General features: G+C 67.9%; 11 protein-coding genes and 1 tRNA gene. 5 read left to right on the top strand and 7 right to left on the bottom strand.

Annotated features, from left to right (window positions below; translation table 11 throughout):
• Nucleotides 1–10 precede the first annotated feature (10 nt).
• Together GGQ80_RS08045 and GGQ80_RS08040 are read right to left on the bottom strand one after the other, a co-directional pair.
• The gene (locus GGQ80_RS08045) at nucleotides 11–1,045 is read right to left on the bottom strand and encodes an Ldh family oxidoreductase (RefSeq protein WP_183983572.1); all 1,035 of its coding nucleotides are present in this window, start codon (nucleotides 1,043–1,045) and stop codon (nucleotides 11–13) included.
• A complete protein-coding gene (locus GGQ80_RS08040) occupies nucleotides 1,045–3,369 on the bottom strand; it encodes a beta-L-arabinofuranosidase domain-containing protein (protein WP_281375373.1) in 2,325 nt (774 codons plus the stop codon). Before GGQ80_RS08040 ends, GGQ80_RS08045 begins: the two co-directional genes overlap by 1 nt.
• A 197-nt stretch (nucleotides 3,370–3,566) precedes the next feature.
• Between GGQ80_RS08040 and GGQ80_RS08035 the strand changes: the two genes are divergently transcribed.
• Nucleotides 3,567–6,323 (top strand): DUF5695 domain-containing protein, encoded by a 2,757-nt coding sequence (locus GGQ80_RS08035; RefSeq protein WP_246346952.1) that lies wholly within the window; start codon nucleotides 3,567–3,569, stop codon nucleotides 6,321–6,323.
• 46 nt (nucleotides 6,324–6,369) lie between these two features.
• On the opposite strand, the gene GGQ80_RS08030 is transcribed toward GGQ80_RS08035, so the two are convergent.
• Nucleotides 6,370–7,236, bottom strand: coding sequence for a glycoside hydrolase (locus tag GGQ80_RS08030; protein ID WP_343050946.1), 867 nt, complete (start codon nucleotides 7,234–7,236; stop codon nucleotides 6,370–6,372).
• Nucleotides 7,237–7,641: 405 nt separating this feature from the next.
• Between GGQ80_RS08030 and araD1 the strand changes: the two genes are divergently transcribed.
• The 3 genes from araD1 to GGQ80_RS08015 all read left to right on the top strand — a co-directional run bounded on the left by araD1 (nucleotide 7,642) and on the right by GGQ80_RS08015 (nucleotide 10,359).
• Entirely contained in the window at nucleotides 7,642–8,637 is a 996-nt protein-coding gene (gene araD1 / locus GGQ80_RS08025) for an AraD1 family protein (RefSeq protein ID WP_183983568.1), read from the top strand.
• Complete coding sequence (locus tag GGQ80_RS08020; RefSeq protein WP_183983566.1) at nucleotides 8,634–9,575, top strand: Gfo/Idh/MocA family protein; 942 nt, start codon at nucleotides 8,634–8,636, stop codon at nucleotides 9,573–9,575. The genes araD1 and GGQ80_RS08020 overlap by 4 nt, the downstream gene beginning before the upstream one ends.
• A gap of 121 nt (nucleotides 9,576–9,696) precedes the next feature.
• On the top strand, nucleotides 9,697–10,359 hold the full coding sequence (locus GGQ80_RS08015; RefSeq protein ID WP_183983564.1) for an RBBP9/YdeN family alpha/beta hydrolase: 663 nt from the start codon (nucleotides 9,697–9,699) through the stop codon (nucleotides 10,357–10,359).
• A 98-nt stretch (nucleotides 10,360–10,457) separates the two neighbouring features.
• On the opposite strand, the gene GGQ80_RS08010 is transcribed toward GGQ80_RS08015, so the two are convergent.
• A tRNA-Val gene (locus tag GGQ80_RS08010) sits at nucleotides 10,458–10,532 on the bottom strand.
• Nucleotides 10,533–10,586: 54 nt separating this feature from the next.
• The gene (gene cpdR, locus GGQ80_RS08005; protein ID WP_183983562.1) at nucleotides 10,587–10,961 is read right to left on the bottom strand and encodes a cell cycle two-component system response regulator CpdR; all 375 of its coding nucleotides are present in this window, start codon (nucleotides 10,959–10,961) and stop codon (nucleotides 10,587–10,589) included.
• A gap of 64 nt (nucleotides 10,962–11,025) precedes the next feature.
• On the opposite strand from cpdR, the gene GGQ80_RS08000 reads away from it, so the two are divergent.
• Complete coding sequence (locus GGQ80_RS08000) at nucleotides 11,026–11,907, top strand: N-formylglutamate amidohydrolase (RefSeq protein ID WP_246346951.1); 882 nt, start codon at nucleotides 11,026–11,028, stop codon at nucleotides 11,905–11,907.
• A gap of 171 nt (nucleotides 11,908–12,078) precedes the next feature.
• Here GGQ80_RS08000 and GGQ80_RS07995 read toward each other — a convergent pair whose 3' ends face one another.
• The gene (locus GGQ80_RS07995) at nucleotides 12,079–12,612 is read right to left on the bottom strand and encodes a cytochrome b (RefSeq protein WP_183983560.1); all 534 of its coding nucleotides are present in this window, start codon (nucleotides 12,610–12,612) and stop codon (nucleotides 12,079–12,081) included.
• A 99-nt stretch (nucleotides 12,613–12,711) separates the two neighbouring features.
• Entirely contained in the window at nucleotides 12,712–13,479 is a 768-nt protein-coding gene (locus GGQ80_RS07990) for a SapC family protein (protein ID WP_183983558.1), read from the bottom strand.
• Nucleotides 13,480–13,514 lie beyond the last annotated feature (35 nt).

The following is a 13,514-nucleotide window of genomic DNA, read 5'->3' as shown; positions in this document are numbered from 1 at the left end:
CATCACGACGCTAGTCCGCCTTGCCCGCCCCGATCGCGAGAATGTCGTCATACAGCGCGCGCGGGATCGTCACGCCCTCGACGAGGCTGCGCGCCCGAGCGGCGTGCCGGCGACTCGACGGCAGGCGGGCGCCCTGGTCCTCGATGCTCGCGAACATCGCCTCCGCGCGATCGAGCTCGGCGGCGACCGCATCGCCGAGGAAGCCGGCGGGATCGACCGCGAGGATCAGCTCGCCGCCGATCGGCGATCCGCCACGGCCGCCGTCGGCTGCGATTGATTCCGCGCTGGTCATGTCGCCGATCAATGGCCCGGCGATCAGTTCGACCATCGCCGCCAGCGCCGATCCCTTGTGCCCGCCGAAGGTGCGCATGGCGCCAGCAAGCACCGCCGCGGCGTCGGTCGTCGGGTTGCCGTCGGCGTCATAGCCCCAGTCGTCGGGCACGGGTCGACCGGCGCGACGGTGCAGCTCGATCTCGCCGCGGGCGACCATGCTGGTGGCGAAGTCGAAGACGAACGGCGCGCGGCCGGGCCGCGGCCAGCCGAACGCGATCGGATTGGTGCCGAACACCGGCCGCGTCCCCCCGGCGGGCGCGACCCAGGCGTGGCTGGGGGTGAAGGCGAGCGCGACCAGGCCCTGGTCGGCTAGCAGCTCCACCTCAGGCCACAGTGCCGCGAAATGGACGACGTTGTTGAGCGCCAGCGCGGCGATGCCGAAGTCGCGTGCCTTGGCGACCAGCCCCGGCAGCCCCCGTGCGAAGGCGAGCTGCGCGAAGCCGCCGCCGCCATCGACCCTCACCAGCGCACGCGCCGGCTCGCTGACCACCGGCACCGCATCGGGCACGACGACGCCGCGCTCGATGCTGCTCGCAGCGACGAGCAGGCGATAGATGCCGTGGCTCGCGCAGCCGTCGCGTTCGCCCGCCACCATCGTTTCCGTCACCGCATCGGCGTGATCCGGCGCCAGCCCGACCCGCAACAGGGTGTCGCGGGCAAGCGTGCGCAGCGCGTCGAGCGACAGCGTGACGTCGGTCCCCCCGCCGTTCATCAGGCGACGCCGGCCGCCGCGGCGGTATAGATGCGGACGCCGAAGATGGGGCCGGCGGTGTTGCGGTCGTGGGGCACGATCTTCACCCGGACGGACGGCTTGCCCTTCGTCACGCCGACCGGGATCGGATAGCTGACGTCGAAGAAGGCGCCAGGCTTGTCATTGTCCAGCCGCTGGGTCGCGATCTTCACGTTATCGACCAGAATGTCGAAGTCGCGCTTCGTTTCGCTGCCCCAATAGGTCGCCTGCAGGATCAGCGGACCCGGTTTGACCTTCATCGCGAAGTCGACATAGCCGCCCGAGCGCACGTCGCGTCCCTGGCGCCCGCGATAGGTGACCGGATAGGAGCTTTCGCTCTTCAGGTCGTGATCGCGTTCGGGCTGCATCTCGCCCAGGTGCATGACGTCGACCGAGCGTGCCGCAATGTCGCGCAGGCGCGCCTGTTCGGCGTTGTACGCGGCCTCTTCCTTCACCCAGGCGGCATCGGTGAACCGCTTGAAATAGACGGCGCTGCGCCGCTCGTACTGGCGATAGAAGGGGACGAACGTCAGGTCGGCGGGACGGACGATGCCGCGCGTCGCGTAGCGCCCGGTCGCGGCATCGGCGGCGGTGAAGCCGGCGAGCAGATCGGCGCCGACGAGCGCCGGATCGGCCCGCTGCCACTTCTCGGCCACCGGACCCAGATCGGCGGCGAGCACCATCGGTCCGCGCAGCACCGACACCAGCTGGTCGCTGCCCGGCGCGGTTTCGATCCGCAGCTCCAGCGGCAGCGTGATGGCGATACGGTCGTGTGCCTGCCATTGCCGCTCGACGATCGCATAGCCGCGCGCGAGGACGGGGGTGACCGGTTCGTCGTTGACCGTGATCACTGCCTTGTCCTTCGCCCAGGCGGGGATGCGCAGAGCCACAGGGAAGCGGCCGGCGCGCACCTTGGCGAACGTCAGCGTCGAGGTGGGCTCGAACGGATAGCGCGTGTCGAGCGTCACCTGCGCGCGGCGCTTCGCCCAGGTGGCATCGGCGGGGATGTACAGGTTGACGTAGAAGGTGCCGTCATCCCCTTCCCAGAAGATGCTTTCGCCGTGCTTCGCATGGCTTTCCATCCCCGAGCCGACGCAGCACCAGAAGGCGTCGTCGTCGACCGTCGAATAGCCGCGCTCCGCGCCCGTCATCAGCGGGGTCATGTAGGTGAAGCCGCCGTTGGCGGGGTTCTGCGCCGACATGACGTGGTTGAGGTGCGCGCGCTCATAGTAATCGAACAGCGCTCCCTCCGGCTGCCACGACCACAGCTGGCGGGTCAGCTTGAGCATGTTGTAGGTGTTGCAATGCTCGCACGTCTGCTCGGTGACATGGTCGGCGATCGTGTCGGGGGCCGAGAAATACTCGCGATCGGCGTTGCCGCCGATGACGTAGCTGTGGTGATGGACCACGGTAGCCCAGAAGAACCGGGCCGCGGTGGCCTTGGCTGGATCGCCGCCCTTCACCTCGTGGATTCGGGCGAGGCCGATCAGCTTGGGCACCTGGGTATTGGCGTGGAAGTTGGCGAGCTTGTCCTCCTGCCGCGTCAGGGGATCGAGGACGCGATTGTCGTAGATGAGCTCCGCCATGCGCAGCCAGCGCTGGTTGCCGGTACGGGCATAGAGTTCCGCATAGCTTTCGTTCAGGCCGCCATATTCGCAGCCCAGCACCTGCTGGACCTGGGCCGGGGTCAGCGCCGCGAACACGCGCTCGAAATAGCCGCCCAGTCCCTCCGCCACCGCGATGGCGCGCCGATTGCCCCAGCCGGCGTCGACGTCGAGCAGGCCGGCGAACAGCTTGTGGACGGTGTACAGCGGCGACCAGGAGCCGTTGAGGTCGAAACCGCCCGAGCGGATGTCGCCCTTCATGATCTCGGGGAAGATCTCCTCGCCGTCGACGATCTTGCCGTCGGGACGCTTGCGGCCAAGGCCGCCGACATAGCCGTTGCCGCGCTTCGCCTGCGCCGCCGCCAGTTCGTCGACGATATAGTCGGCCCGGCGGCGCATCTCCGGGTCGCCGGTCTGCCGATAGGTGTGGACCAGCGCAGTCATGTAATGACCCAGCGAGTGGCCCGCGATCGTGTCGCTTTCCCAGCCGCCATAGATCGGCGCCTTGGGCGTCATCCCTGCGTAGAGATGGAAATTGTGGAGCAGCCGGTCGGGGCTGAGACGACGTAGGTAGTTTCGGTTGACCTCGACCGCGGTGGCATAGTCCGAGGGCCGCAGGCGAACCGCGCTGAGCGGCAAGGGGTGCGCGCGTGCGACGCCGGTCGGCGCCGCCTTCGCCACCACCTGGGCGGCGCAATTCAACAGTGATACGCCCGCCGCTCCGGCCAGTAAGTCTCGACGCCTCACGCTGATCATATGGTCCTCTCCAGGCCGGCTCCCGAGCGGCCTTTGCGACGTACCATACACTCGTGCGATCAAAGATAAATAGATATCGTATACTATCATCACAGCTGTTTGCGGTGTAGTGTCGGGTAGAGAAAACAGGAGAGCCCGCCGACATGATGCCAGCAAAAGCATGGGCTTCGCGTACGCCGCTCGTCGCACTGACGGCGGCGATGTCGATGACCGCCTATGGCGCCGCCGCCCAGCTGCAGGATGGGGTGCGGCCGAGCCGGGCGGCGGCGGCGGTGGCCACCGACGACTATGTCGTTGGACCATGGCGCGTGGGGCTGCGCCGCGACACCCAGACGCTGGCACGGCTCTCGCCGGCGGGCGAGCCCGGCTTCAGCTTTGTTCCCACGGGGCGCGAGGCGGAGCGGTCGGGCGACGGCTACAACCATCTTGGCGACATCAACCTGCGCGTCCGTGCGCCGGGCGGCCCGTGGCGCGATCTCGCGTCCGCTCATCGTCGGCAGGCGAACCGCCCCCTGCCCACGGGCAAGGGCGTGCTGGCGGCGGCCGACATCACGCCGAGCCTTGCCGGCGACTCGCCCGTCACGGTCGAGCGGCGCTGGCTCGACGAGCGTGGCGCGCTGGCGCTTCGCTTTCGGATCGCGAACCGATCGTCGGCACCGATCGAGATCGGTGTCCTCGGCCTGCCGATGGTGTTCGACAACATCATCACCGATCGCACGCTGGAGCAGGCGCATGCGCAGGCGAGCTTCACCGATCCCTATATCGGGCGTGACGCGGGTTATCTCCAGGTCACGCGCCTGAACGGCGGCGGCCCGGCGCTGCTGGTCCTGCCCGAGCGGGGGACGCCGCTCGAAGCCTATGTCCCGCTCAAGAACCCGCGCGAGGCGGAGCCGGGGTCGGTGTTCGTCGAACGGACCCAGCGCGCGCAGACGTTCGAGGGTTTCTACGACTGGACGGTCCATTCGCTCGGCTATGCCGATCGCGAATGGCAGAAGGCAGGCGAGCCCTGGAACGCGCCGACCGCGCGCACGCTGGCCCCCGGGGCGGTGATGGAGGTCGGCGTCCGCCTCGTGCCGTCGCCCTCGATCCGCAAGATCGAAGCGACGCTCGCCGCGAGCGGCCGGCCGGTGGCGGTCGGCATTCCGGGCTATGTCGTGCCGACCGACCAGCAGGCGTCGCTGTTTCTGCGCAGCTCCAGCCCGGTCAAGACGATCGAGAGCTTGCCGACGGGCGCGCTGGAGGCCCGGCCGGCAGGGCAGGTAACAGGCTGGACACGGCTCGCGGTGCGGGCGCGCGGCTGGGGCAGGGCGCGGCTCACGATCGGCTATGCCAATGGCGAGAAGCAGACGGTGAGCTATTTCCTCACCAAGCCGCTCGACCGGACCATGGCCGATCTCGGTCGCTTCGCCACCAACGAGCAATGGTATGAGGGCAAGGGCGACCCCTTCGGCCGATCGCCCGCGATCCTGACCTATGACGACGAGGCGAAGCGGATCGTCGACGTCGAGCCGCGGGTGTGGATCGCGGGGATGAGCGACGAGGGCGGCGCGGGCAGCTGGGTCGCCGCGACGATGAAGCAGCTCGACCATCCGACCCCAGACGAGGTGGCGAAGATCGATCGTCTGGTCGACGAGACGGTGTTCGGGCGACTGCAGGTCGTGACCGGGCCACACATCGGCGCGGTCCAGAAGAGCCTGTTCTATTACGATCCCAAGGCGTTCCCGACGCTGTACGGCGACCCGGCGCGATGGAAATCATGGACGTCGTGGAGCCCGAAGGATGCCGGCGACCTGGGCCGCGCCTATAATTACCCGCATGTCGCGATCGGCTATTGGGTGCTCTATCGGGTGGCGCGCAATCACCCGGGCATGGCGATGCGGCACGACTGGCGATGGTATCTCGACCATGCATGGCTGACCGTCGCGGCGATGATGCGCGACGCGCCCTATTACACGCAGTTCGGACTGATGGAGGGCGACGTCTTCGTCGACATCCTGTCCGATCTCGAGCGCGAGGGCCTGGCCGCCGAGGCGCGCGAGATGACGCGACTGATGAAGGGGCGGGCGGACCATTGGCGGACGCTCCGCTATCCGTTCGGGTCGGAAATGGCTTGGGATTCGACGGGCCAGCCCGAAGTCTACGCCTGGATGCGGCGCTTCGGCTATCAGCCGCAGGCCGATGTGACCCGCGAGGTGATCCTGGGCTATGATCCCACCCTTCCCAGCTGGGGCTACAACGGCAACGCCCGGCGCTATTGGGACTTCCTGTACGGCGGCAAGCAACCGCGGATCGAGCGGCAGATCCATCACTATGGTTCGGCGCTCAACGCCGTGCCCCTGTTCGACGCCTATCGGCAAAACCCGGCGGACATCCACCTGTTGCGGGTCGCCTATGGCGGCATGATGGGCGCGGTGACCAATATCGACCAGCGCGGATTTTCGTCGGCCGCCTTCCACGCCTGGCCCGACACGATGCGCTGGGACCCCTATAGCGGCGACTATGGCATGGGCTTCTATGGCCATGCCGTCGCCGCGGCGACCTATCTGGTCGAGGATCCGACCTTCGGCTGGCTAGGCTTCGGCGGCGACATCGACCGCCGGGGCCGCGACATCGTCATCGTGCCGAAGGACGGCGCGCGGACGCGGCTGTTCGTCGCCCCGGCGCGGGTCTGGATCACGTTGCAGGCGGGACGCATCGCCGCGGCACGTTATCAGCCCGCGACGAAGCGGGTGATACTGACGCTCGATCCGGCGACCAAGGACGCACCGGTCGCGCGGGTCTTCGCCGAGCGGACCGGCGACCGTGCGGCCGCGCTGGCGGTCGGCGGCGGCGTGGCGGAGCGTGGCGGCTATACCGTGCGGCTCGGCACCGGGCCGACCGAGGTGACGATCGGTGGCTGATCCGACGGAGCCGGCGTTACGGGACGCCGGCCCCTTCGATCGGCGATCAGCAGACCTCGGCGGTGGACTGGCGCGGCGGCCCCGGCGGGACGCGGGCGGGGTGGTTCCAGAAGGTGTCGCCGTCCAGGCGGTGGCGATCGCCATAGACCTCGCTCAGCAGCGCATAGAGCGCCGGATCATAGCGGCGCAGGTCCTCGTCCGACAGGATGCGCTGGCCATCGATGACGGCCAGCTTGTTTGAATTGAACCAGAACTGCGTCCCTTCGGCCCAATATTCCTCGGCGGTCGTCTCGGCATATTCGCCCTTCCACAGCCCCGCCGCCTTCGCCACGCGATAGCGGTTCTGGATGCGGCGAAACAGATCGGGATCGGCTCGCTCGATCCCGGTCATGATCTCATGCGAGAATTCGTGGACGAAGATATTCTCGCCGAAATAGCGGGTGTGCGGCACCGCCATCAGATTTTCCTCGGCGCCGCTCGTCAGCAGGCCGCCCATGCCCCGCGCGCGCCCGTTCCAATAGTCGCGGTCGCTCAGACGGCCGATGCGCTCGTCGTAATGCTTGCGCTCGCACACAGTCAGGACCGGGTCGTCACGCTTCGGCTTCTTCCAGTCGGCCTGCTCGGGCAGATCCATCGTGCCCTCGCTCTGCGCCATGATCGCGACCCGCGCGCCCATCGCGACCAACGCCCGGCGGATGTCGGGCCGCCGTTCGAGCATCTGCAGGACGATGCTGCGTGCCCGCTTCAGCGTGGCGCGCGCCACCTTCGACGACGCCGTGATCGGCACGCCGCGCGCGTCGACATATTGCGTATAGAATGGCGCCAGGCGAAGCGCGGCGGGCGGGCGGGATACACTCGCGCACCCCGACGCCGCCAGCGACAGGGCGACGCAACGCAGAGCAATGCCGCCCACCCCTCGCCTGCCGCGCGCGGGAGGCGACGGTGTCGTTGCCTGCTTTGGTGTCGTCAACTTCGCCTCCACTAACGGGTGATTTCAGTCGGTCCGCCGCGGGGGAACGGCAGCGCTAGACGCTCACTCCCCGCGACACCCGCCACCCTCATTGTCCGCTCCGGCATTCAACGGTATACGATCAGCATGCGAGGTTTTCGACTACCGGCAATATGGATTAAGACCGTATGACGGCCATCGCGGCATCGCCTCGCATAATTGCCGATTGTCGGACAAAGTAAGGATCCGTTTTGGCCTGCGGCCAAGCCATAAGGTTTGACCGCGCGGCTGAAACAGTTAATTGTCATGCAAATAACGGGAGAGTGTCGTGGTTGTGATTCTGGCGACGCGTAACGGCGGTGGTGCGGCATGAGCGCGGCGCGGTTGATGCAGCATCGCGGCGAGGATGGCTGTCGCCAACTGATCCTGGCGGAAGGCGATGCCGCATCGTTTCTCGCCGGTGTCGGCACCGTTCGCGACCTTGCCGCGATCGCCATCGCCGAGGGCACGACGCTGCTCGAAGCGGCGCGGCAGCGTCGCATCGGGGCGGCGGTCGACCCGGCTGCCGAACTGGCGGCGGGGCGGTTGCTGCCCGCGATCGACCATGTCGATCCGGCGCGTCTCGTGCTGGCGGGGACGGGGCTGACCCACCTCGGCTCGGCGGAGGGCCGCGATGCGATGCACAAGGCGGCGGCCAGCGCCGAGCGCCCGACCGATTCGATGCGGATGTTCCTGGAGGGCGTCGAGGGTGGCAAGCCTGCCGACGGCGCCGAGGGGCAGCAACCCGAATGGTTCTACAAGGGTGATGGCCAGGGGCTGGTCGGCCCCGGCGCGCCGCTGGTCTCGCCCGCCTTCGCCAAGGACGGCGGCGAGGAGCCCGAGCTGGCGGGGATCTATCTGATCGGCGACGACGGCACGCCCTATCGTCTGGGCGTCGCGCTCGCCAACGAGTTCAGCGATCATGTCACCGAGCGGCACAACTATCTGTGGCTCGCGCATTCGAAGCTGCGCCAGGCGGCGCTCGGTCCCGAGCTGCTGCTGGGGGAGCCGCCCGCCGACATCCGCGGCACCAGTCGCATCCTGCGCGACGGCACGGTGCTGTGGGAAAAGCCGTTCCTGACCGGCGAGGCCAACATGTCGCACCACCTGTCGAACCTGGAGGCGCATCATTTCAAATATGCGGGTTTCCGTCGGCCGGGCGACGTCCACGTCCATTTCTTCGGCACCGCGACGCTGTCGTTCAGCGACGGCGTGACGGCTCAGCCGGGCGATGTGTTCGAGATCGAAGCTGCGCCCTTCACGCTGCCGCTGCGTAACGCACTCAGCGTCGCCGACGCGGTCCCCGTCGCGGTGCGCGCGCTTTGAGCGGTCCGATCCGCCTCGCGCTGGTCGGCATGGGCAAGATCGCCCGCGACCAGCATCTGCCTGCGATCGCGAGCAATCCCGACATCGTTCTGGCCGCCACCGTCAGCCGCCATGGCGAGGGGGAGGCGGGCGTGCCCTTCTTCCACTCGATCGAGGAGCTGGCGGCCTCTGGGGTCGAGATCGATGCGGTGGCGCTGTGTACGCCGCCGCAGCCACGCCGCGCGATCGCACATTTCGCGATCCAGCAGGGCTGGCACGTCTTCCTCGAAAAGCCGCCGGGCGCGACGCTGGCCGAGGTGGAGGCGCTGCGCGACGCCGCCGACGCGAAGGGCGTCAGCCTGTTCGCCAGCTGGCACTCGCGCTACGCCGCGGGTGTCGAGCCCGCGCGTGCGTGGCTGGCGACGCGCGATATCCGCGCGGTGACGATCACCTGGCGCGAGGACGTTCGCGTCTGGCATCCGGGCCAGGACTGGATCTTCGAGGCGGGGGGCTTCGGCGTGTTCGATCCCGGCATCAACGCGCTGTCGATCGCGACCCGCGTCCTGCCGCGTCCCTTCTTCGTCGAAACCGCCGAGCTGGACGTGCCCGCGAACCGCGCCGCGCCGATCGCCGCGCGAATCGCTTTCCGCGATGCCGCCGGGGCACCGGTGACGATGGACCTCGATTTCCGGCAGGAGGGCCCGCAGAGCTGGGATATCGTCGTCGAAACCGATGCGGGAACGCTGACGCTGGCAAAGGGCGGCGGCGAGCTGTCGATCGCTGGCGGCGGCGAGCATGCCGGCGATACCGACCTGCACGGCGAATATCCCGGCCTCTATCGGCGCTTCGCCGACATCGTGCGCGCCGGCTCGTCGGACGTCGACATCACGCCGCTTCGCCTGGTCGCCGATTCCTTCCTGACCGCCCGGATCAACGCGATCGAACCCTTCGACTGGTGACAATCGGCTGGCCGCATCGCCGCCACGGTGCGGCGATGCGGTCGCAACTTGTCCTCGGCTCGTCATTTCCCACCTGATAAGTAGGTGTTCGGCGCAGCCAAGCGCCGTGAGGAGATGGGCCATGGATAGTTTTGCGCCCGACATGGGCAATCGTCCGACGATCATCACCGTTCCGGGGCTGGGCGGCTCCGGCCCTTCGCATTGGCAGACGATCTGGGAACAGAACCGCCCCAACACGATTCGCGCCGACCTCGGCATGTGGCAACGGCCGCATCGCAACAGCTGGGTGACGAAGCTGGACGAAGCGATCCGCCGCGCCCAGGCGCCGGTGGTCCTGGCGGCGCACAGCCTGGGCTGCCTGGCGGTCGCCTGGTGGGCGACGTTGTCGCCGCAGCCTTACGGATGGCCCGTCGCAGGCGCGTTGCTGGTGGCGCCCGCCGATGTCGACCGTGCCGATGCGCCGGTCGAGCTGAGCGGCTTCGCACCCAGCCCTGCCGTACCGCTGCCGTTTCCCACGATCCTGGTATCGTCGCAGGACGACCCGTGGATCGATCCTGCGCGCGCTCATAGCCTGGCGGCAGCATGGGGCAGCCATTTCGTCGACGTCGGGCCGCTCGGCCATATCAATGCGGTAAGCGGCATCGGCGCCTGGCACGAGGGGCAGGAACTGCTCGACCGGCTGATCGCGGCGGCGAGTGGCGGGATGCCGCGCTCGGCCAGCGACGCGCGGCCGTTCCTGCAACATCCGAAGGGCCACAACGGCGACGCGTTGCCGCTCAACTGACGAGGGCAGGGGGCGCAAGGCGCCCCGGCCCATGTCGGTCATCGTGACCACCAACAGCAAAAACCCCCGGAAGCCGATCGGCAACCGAGGGTTTTTGATGGTGGGCGTGGCAAGGATTGAACTTGCGACCCCTGCGATGTCAACACAGTGCTCTACCACTGAGCTACACGCCCGCCGGGAGTGGCGCGTCTAGCCGCGCTTTCGCGCGAGTGCAAGCGCCTTTGCGGTCAAAGTCCCGACGCGTTGCCGACGTCGAAGATCCGGTCGATCTCCAACACCAGATCGCGCAGGTGGAACGGCTTCGACAGCACGCGGGCGCCCGGCATTTCCTGGCCCGCGCGCAGCGTGACCGCCGCGAAACCGGTGATGAACATGACGCGCAGCTCGGGGTCGATCGTCCCGGCGCGGCGTGCCAGCTCGATGCCGTCCATCTCCGGCATGACGATATCGGTCAGCAACAGGTCGAAGCGTTCGCTTTCGAGCAGGGGGATGGCATCGGTGCCGCGATCAACCGAGGTCACGGCATAGCCCGAGCGTTCGAGCGCGCGCGTCAGATACTCGCGCATCACCTGATCGTCTTCTGCCAGCAGGATGCGGATCACCGTTCTCGTCCCTCGTTGCAAGCGCCAGCGATTATCGCGGGAAGTGTAAAGAATTCCAGAGCGCATGTCGCGCACCGCCGATATAGCGTGTGCGAAGATGGACGGATCGTTCGATCTGCTGGGCGAGCCGACGCCCGAGAGCCCGGTCGTGGTGTCGGTGCCGCACGCCGGGCGCGACTATCCGCTGGCGCTGCGCGCGGCGCTGCGGGTGCCGGAGAAAGCGCTGGTGGTGCTGGAGGATCGCTTCGTCGACGCCGTGGCCCTGGTCGCGCATCGCCGCGAGACGATGCTCGTCCAGCGCCGGGCACGCGCCTGGATTGACCTCAACCGGGCGGAGGACGAACGCGACCCGCAGGTCGACGAGGGCGCGCGCAGCACCGGCCAGCCGATCCGATCGGCCAAGATCCGCTCGGGGCTGGGGCTGGTGCCGCGGCGCGCGGGAGCGGCGGGCGACCTGTGGCGGCGGCGCTTCGCGGCCGTCGATGTCGAGGCGCGGATCGCGTCGGATCATCGTCCCTATCACCGCGCGGTCGATCGCGCGCTGGCGGCGGCGCGGGCACGTTTCGGCGTCGCGGTGCTGCTCGACATTCACTCGATGCCGCCGCTCGCGACCGGCGTGCGCATCGTGGTGGGCGACCGGTTCGGGCGATCCGCGGCGACCCGCTTCGTCGCGCGGGTCGAGGGGGTGGCCGGTACGGCGGGACTTCGGACGGCGCTGAACACACCCTATGCCGGCGGCCATATCCTCGACCGCCACGGCGCGCCGGCGCGCGACATCCATGCGATCCAGCTGGAAATCGACCGCACGCTGTATCTGGATGCCGCGCTCGACCAGCCGGGCGCGGGCCTCCCGGCGACGGCGGCACTGGTCCGCGCGATCATCGATTCGCTGGCGGACGAGGCGCTTGGCGGCCGTTCGATGCCGTTCGCGATTGCGGCGGAATAAAAAAACCACCTCGCGCGAAGCACGAGGTGGCCAAGGTTCAGGGAGGAGACACATCCGAGGATGTGCCATACGGTGTCGCGAAAGGGGGGACACGAGCACCGTACAGAAGTAAAATGGTGATCTGGGCAGAAGGTTCAACCCTTTTTTGCCCGAATTACGAATTTTTCATCGTCACCCGTGCGGCAGCATCCTCGCGAGGACTTGATCCTTCAGGACGAAGCGGTGGCGAAGCGCTGCGGCGACATGCAGCACGACGAGCGCGAGCATCAACCAGCCCAGCAACCCGTGCGCATTGCCCGCCGCATCGCTCGTCGCCGGCGCGACCGGCAGATAGGGAACGTCGAACAGCCCGAACCAAGCGAGCGGGCGACGCACCGGCCCGCCGGACACCATTGCCCAGCCGGTCAGCGGCATGGCGATCATCAGCAGGTAGAGCGTCCAATGCGTGGCATGCGCCAAACCACGTTCCAGGTGCGCGATATTGCCGGGGAGCGGCGGCGGCCGATGCGCCAGCCGCCACGCGACGCGGCCGAGCGTCAGGACGAGGACGGTCAGCCCGATCGACTTGTGCAGGCCCATCGTGCCCTTGAGCAACGATTCATGCAGTAGCCCGATCGCGAGGTTCGCGATGACCAGCACCGCGATCGACCAGTGGAAGGCGATGGCGACGCCGTGATAGCGCCGGTCGTAGGGTAGCCTCGTCATTCGCTTGGCCTTCGTTGTGAGGCGCGAGTGTCGGCAGGCGTACCGATGTAAGTCAAGTGGAACCGGTCGGTCCTCCCCCAGCGGGGGAGGACCGGGCCGTCAGAATCCACCGTTGGGCAGCGGCGCACGACCCTGCTGCGCCTGGCGACCGAACAGGTCGCGCATCAGCGACAGCGAGAACATGTGCGCATAGAGCAGCGGCAGCATGCCCGACTGCGACATCTTGCGCAGCTGGTCGCCGCGCAGGTCGGCCAGCTTCTGCTCGTCGATCATCTGGAAGCCGCGATAGATGAACGGCTGGTCGGTGCCGTCGAGCTGGATCGACACTTCGCCGTCCATCAGCAGGCCGCTCTCACGCAGCTCGTTCATGAACGCCTGGGTGTTGGCGCCCGACTGTTCGAACTGCTCGGTAAACGACAGGATGTTCTTGGTTGTTTCCGAGGGCTGGCCATCGGTGAACAGCGGCTCGCCCTCTTCGAACGGACCGATCGCCTGCGACGTCGGATCGAAGCACAGTGACAGCTCTTCGGTATCGGGGCGCAGGCGCGCGAGCATGAACGGATAGCGGCGGACATAGGCCGGCACGTAGAAGTTCGCGTCGAGCAGCTTGCCGTCGTCGCCCATGAAGACGTTAACGCCCTCGTTCAGGCCCATCAGCGCCAGCGGGATCGCGTCGGGACCGACCGAGAAGACGATCGGCATATGCCGCTGCACCAGCGGAAATTCCTCGACGGTGATCGGCACGGCGTGCTGACCGATGAGGAAGGGCGCGCTGTCCTGCGCGCGGATGCGCCAGTTGGCGTGGGTCTCGCTCGAGAGCGGCTCGAGGCCGTTGTAGAAGAGCGGAAGCGGCGGCGCGCTGGCCATCGGGGACAACTCCGAAAAAAGGCTAAGAAGGGAGA

Source organism: Sphingomonas jinjuensis, assembly GCF_014197105.1.
Classification (GTDB): Bacteria; Pseudomonadota; Alphaproteobacteria; order Sphingomonadales; family Sphingomonadaceae; genus Sphingomonas; species Sphingomonas jinjuensis.
Note: the sequence above shows the minus strand (reverse complement) of the source record. Positions and strands in the feature narration are given on the sequence as shown.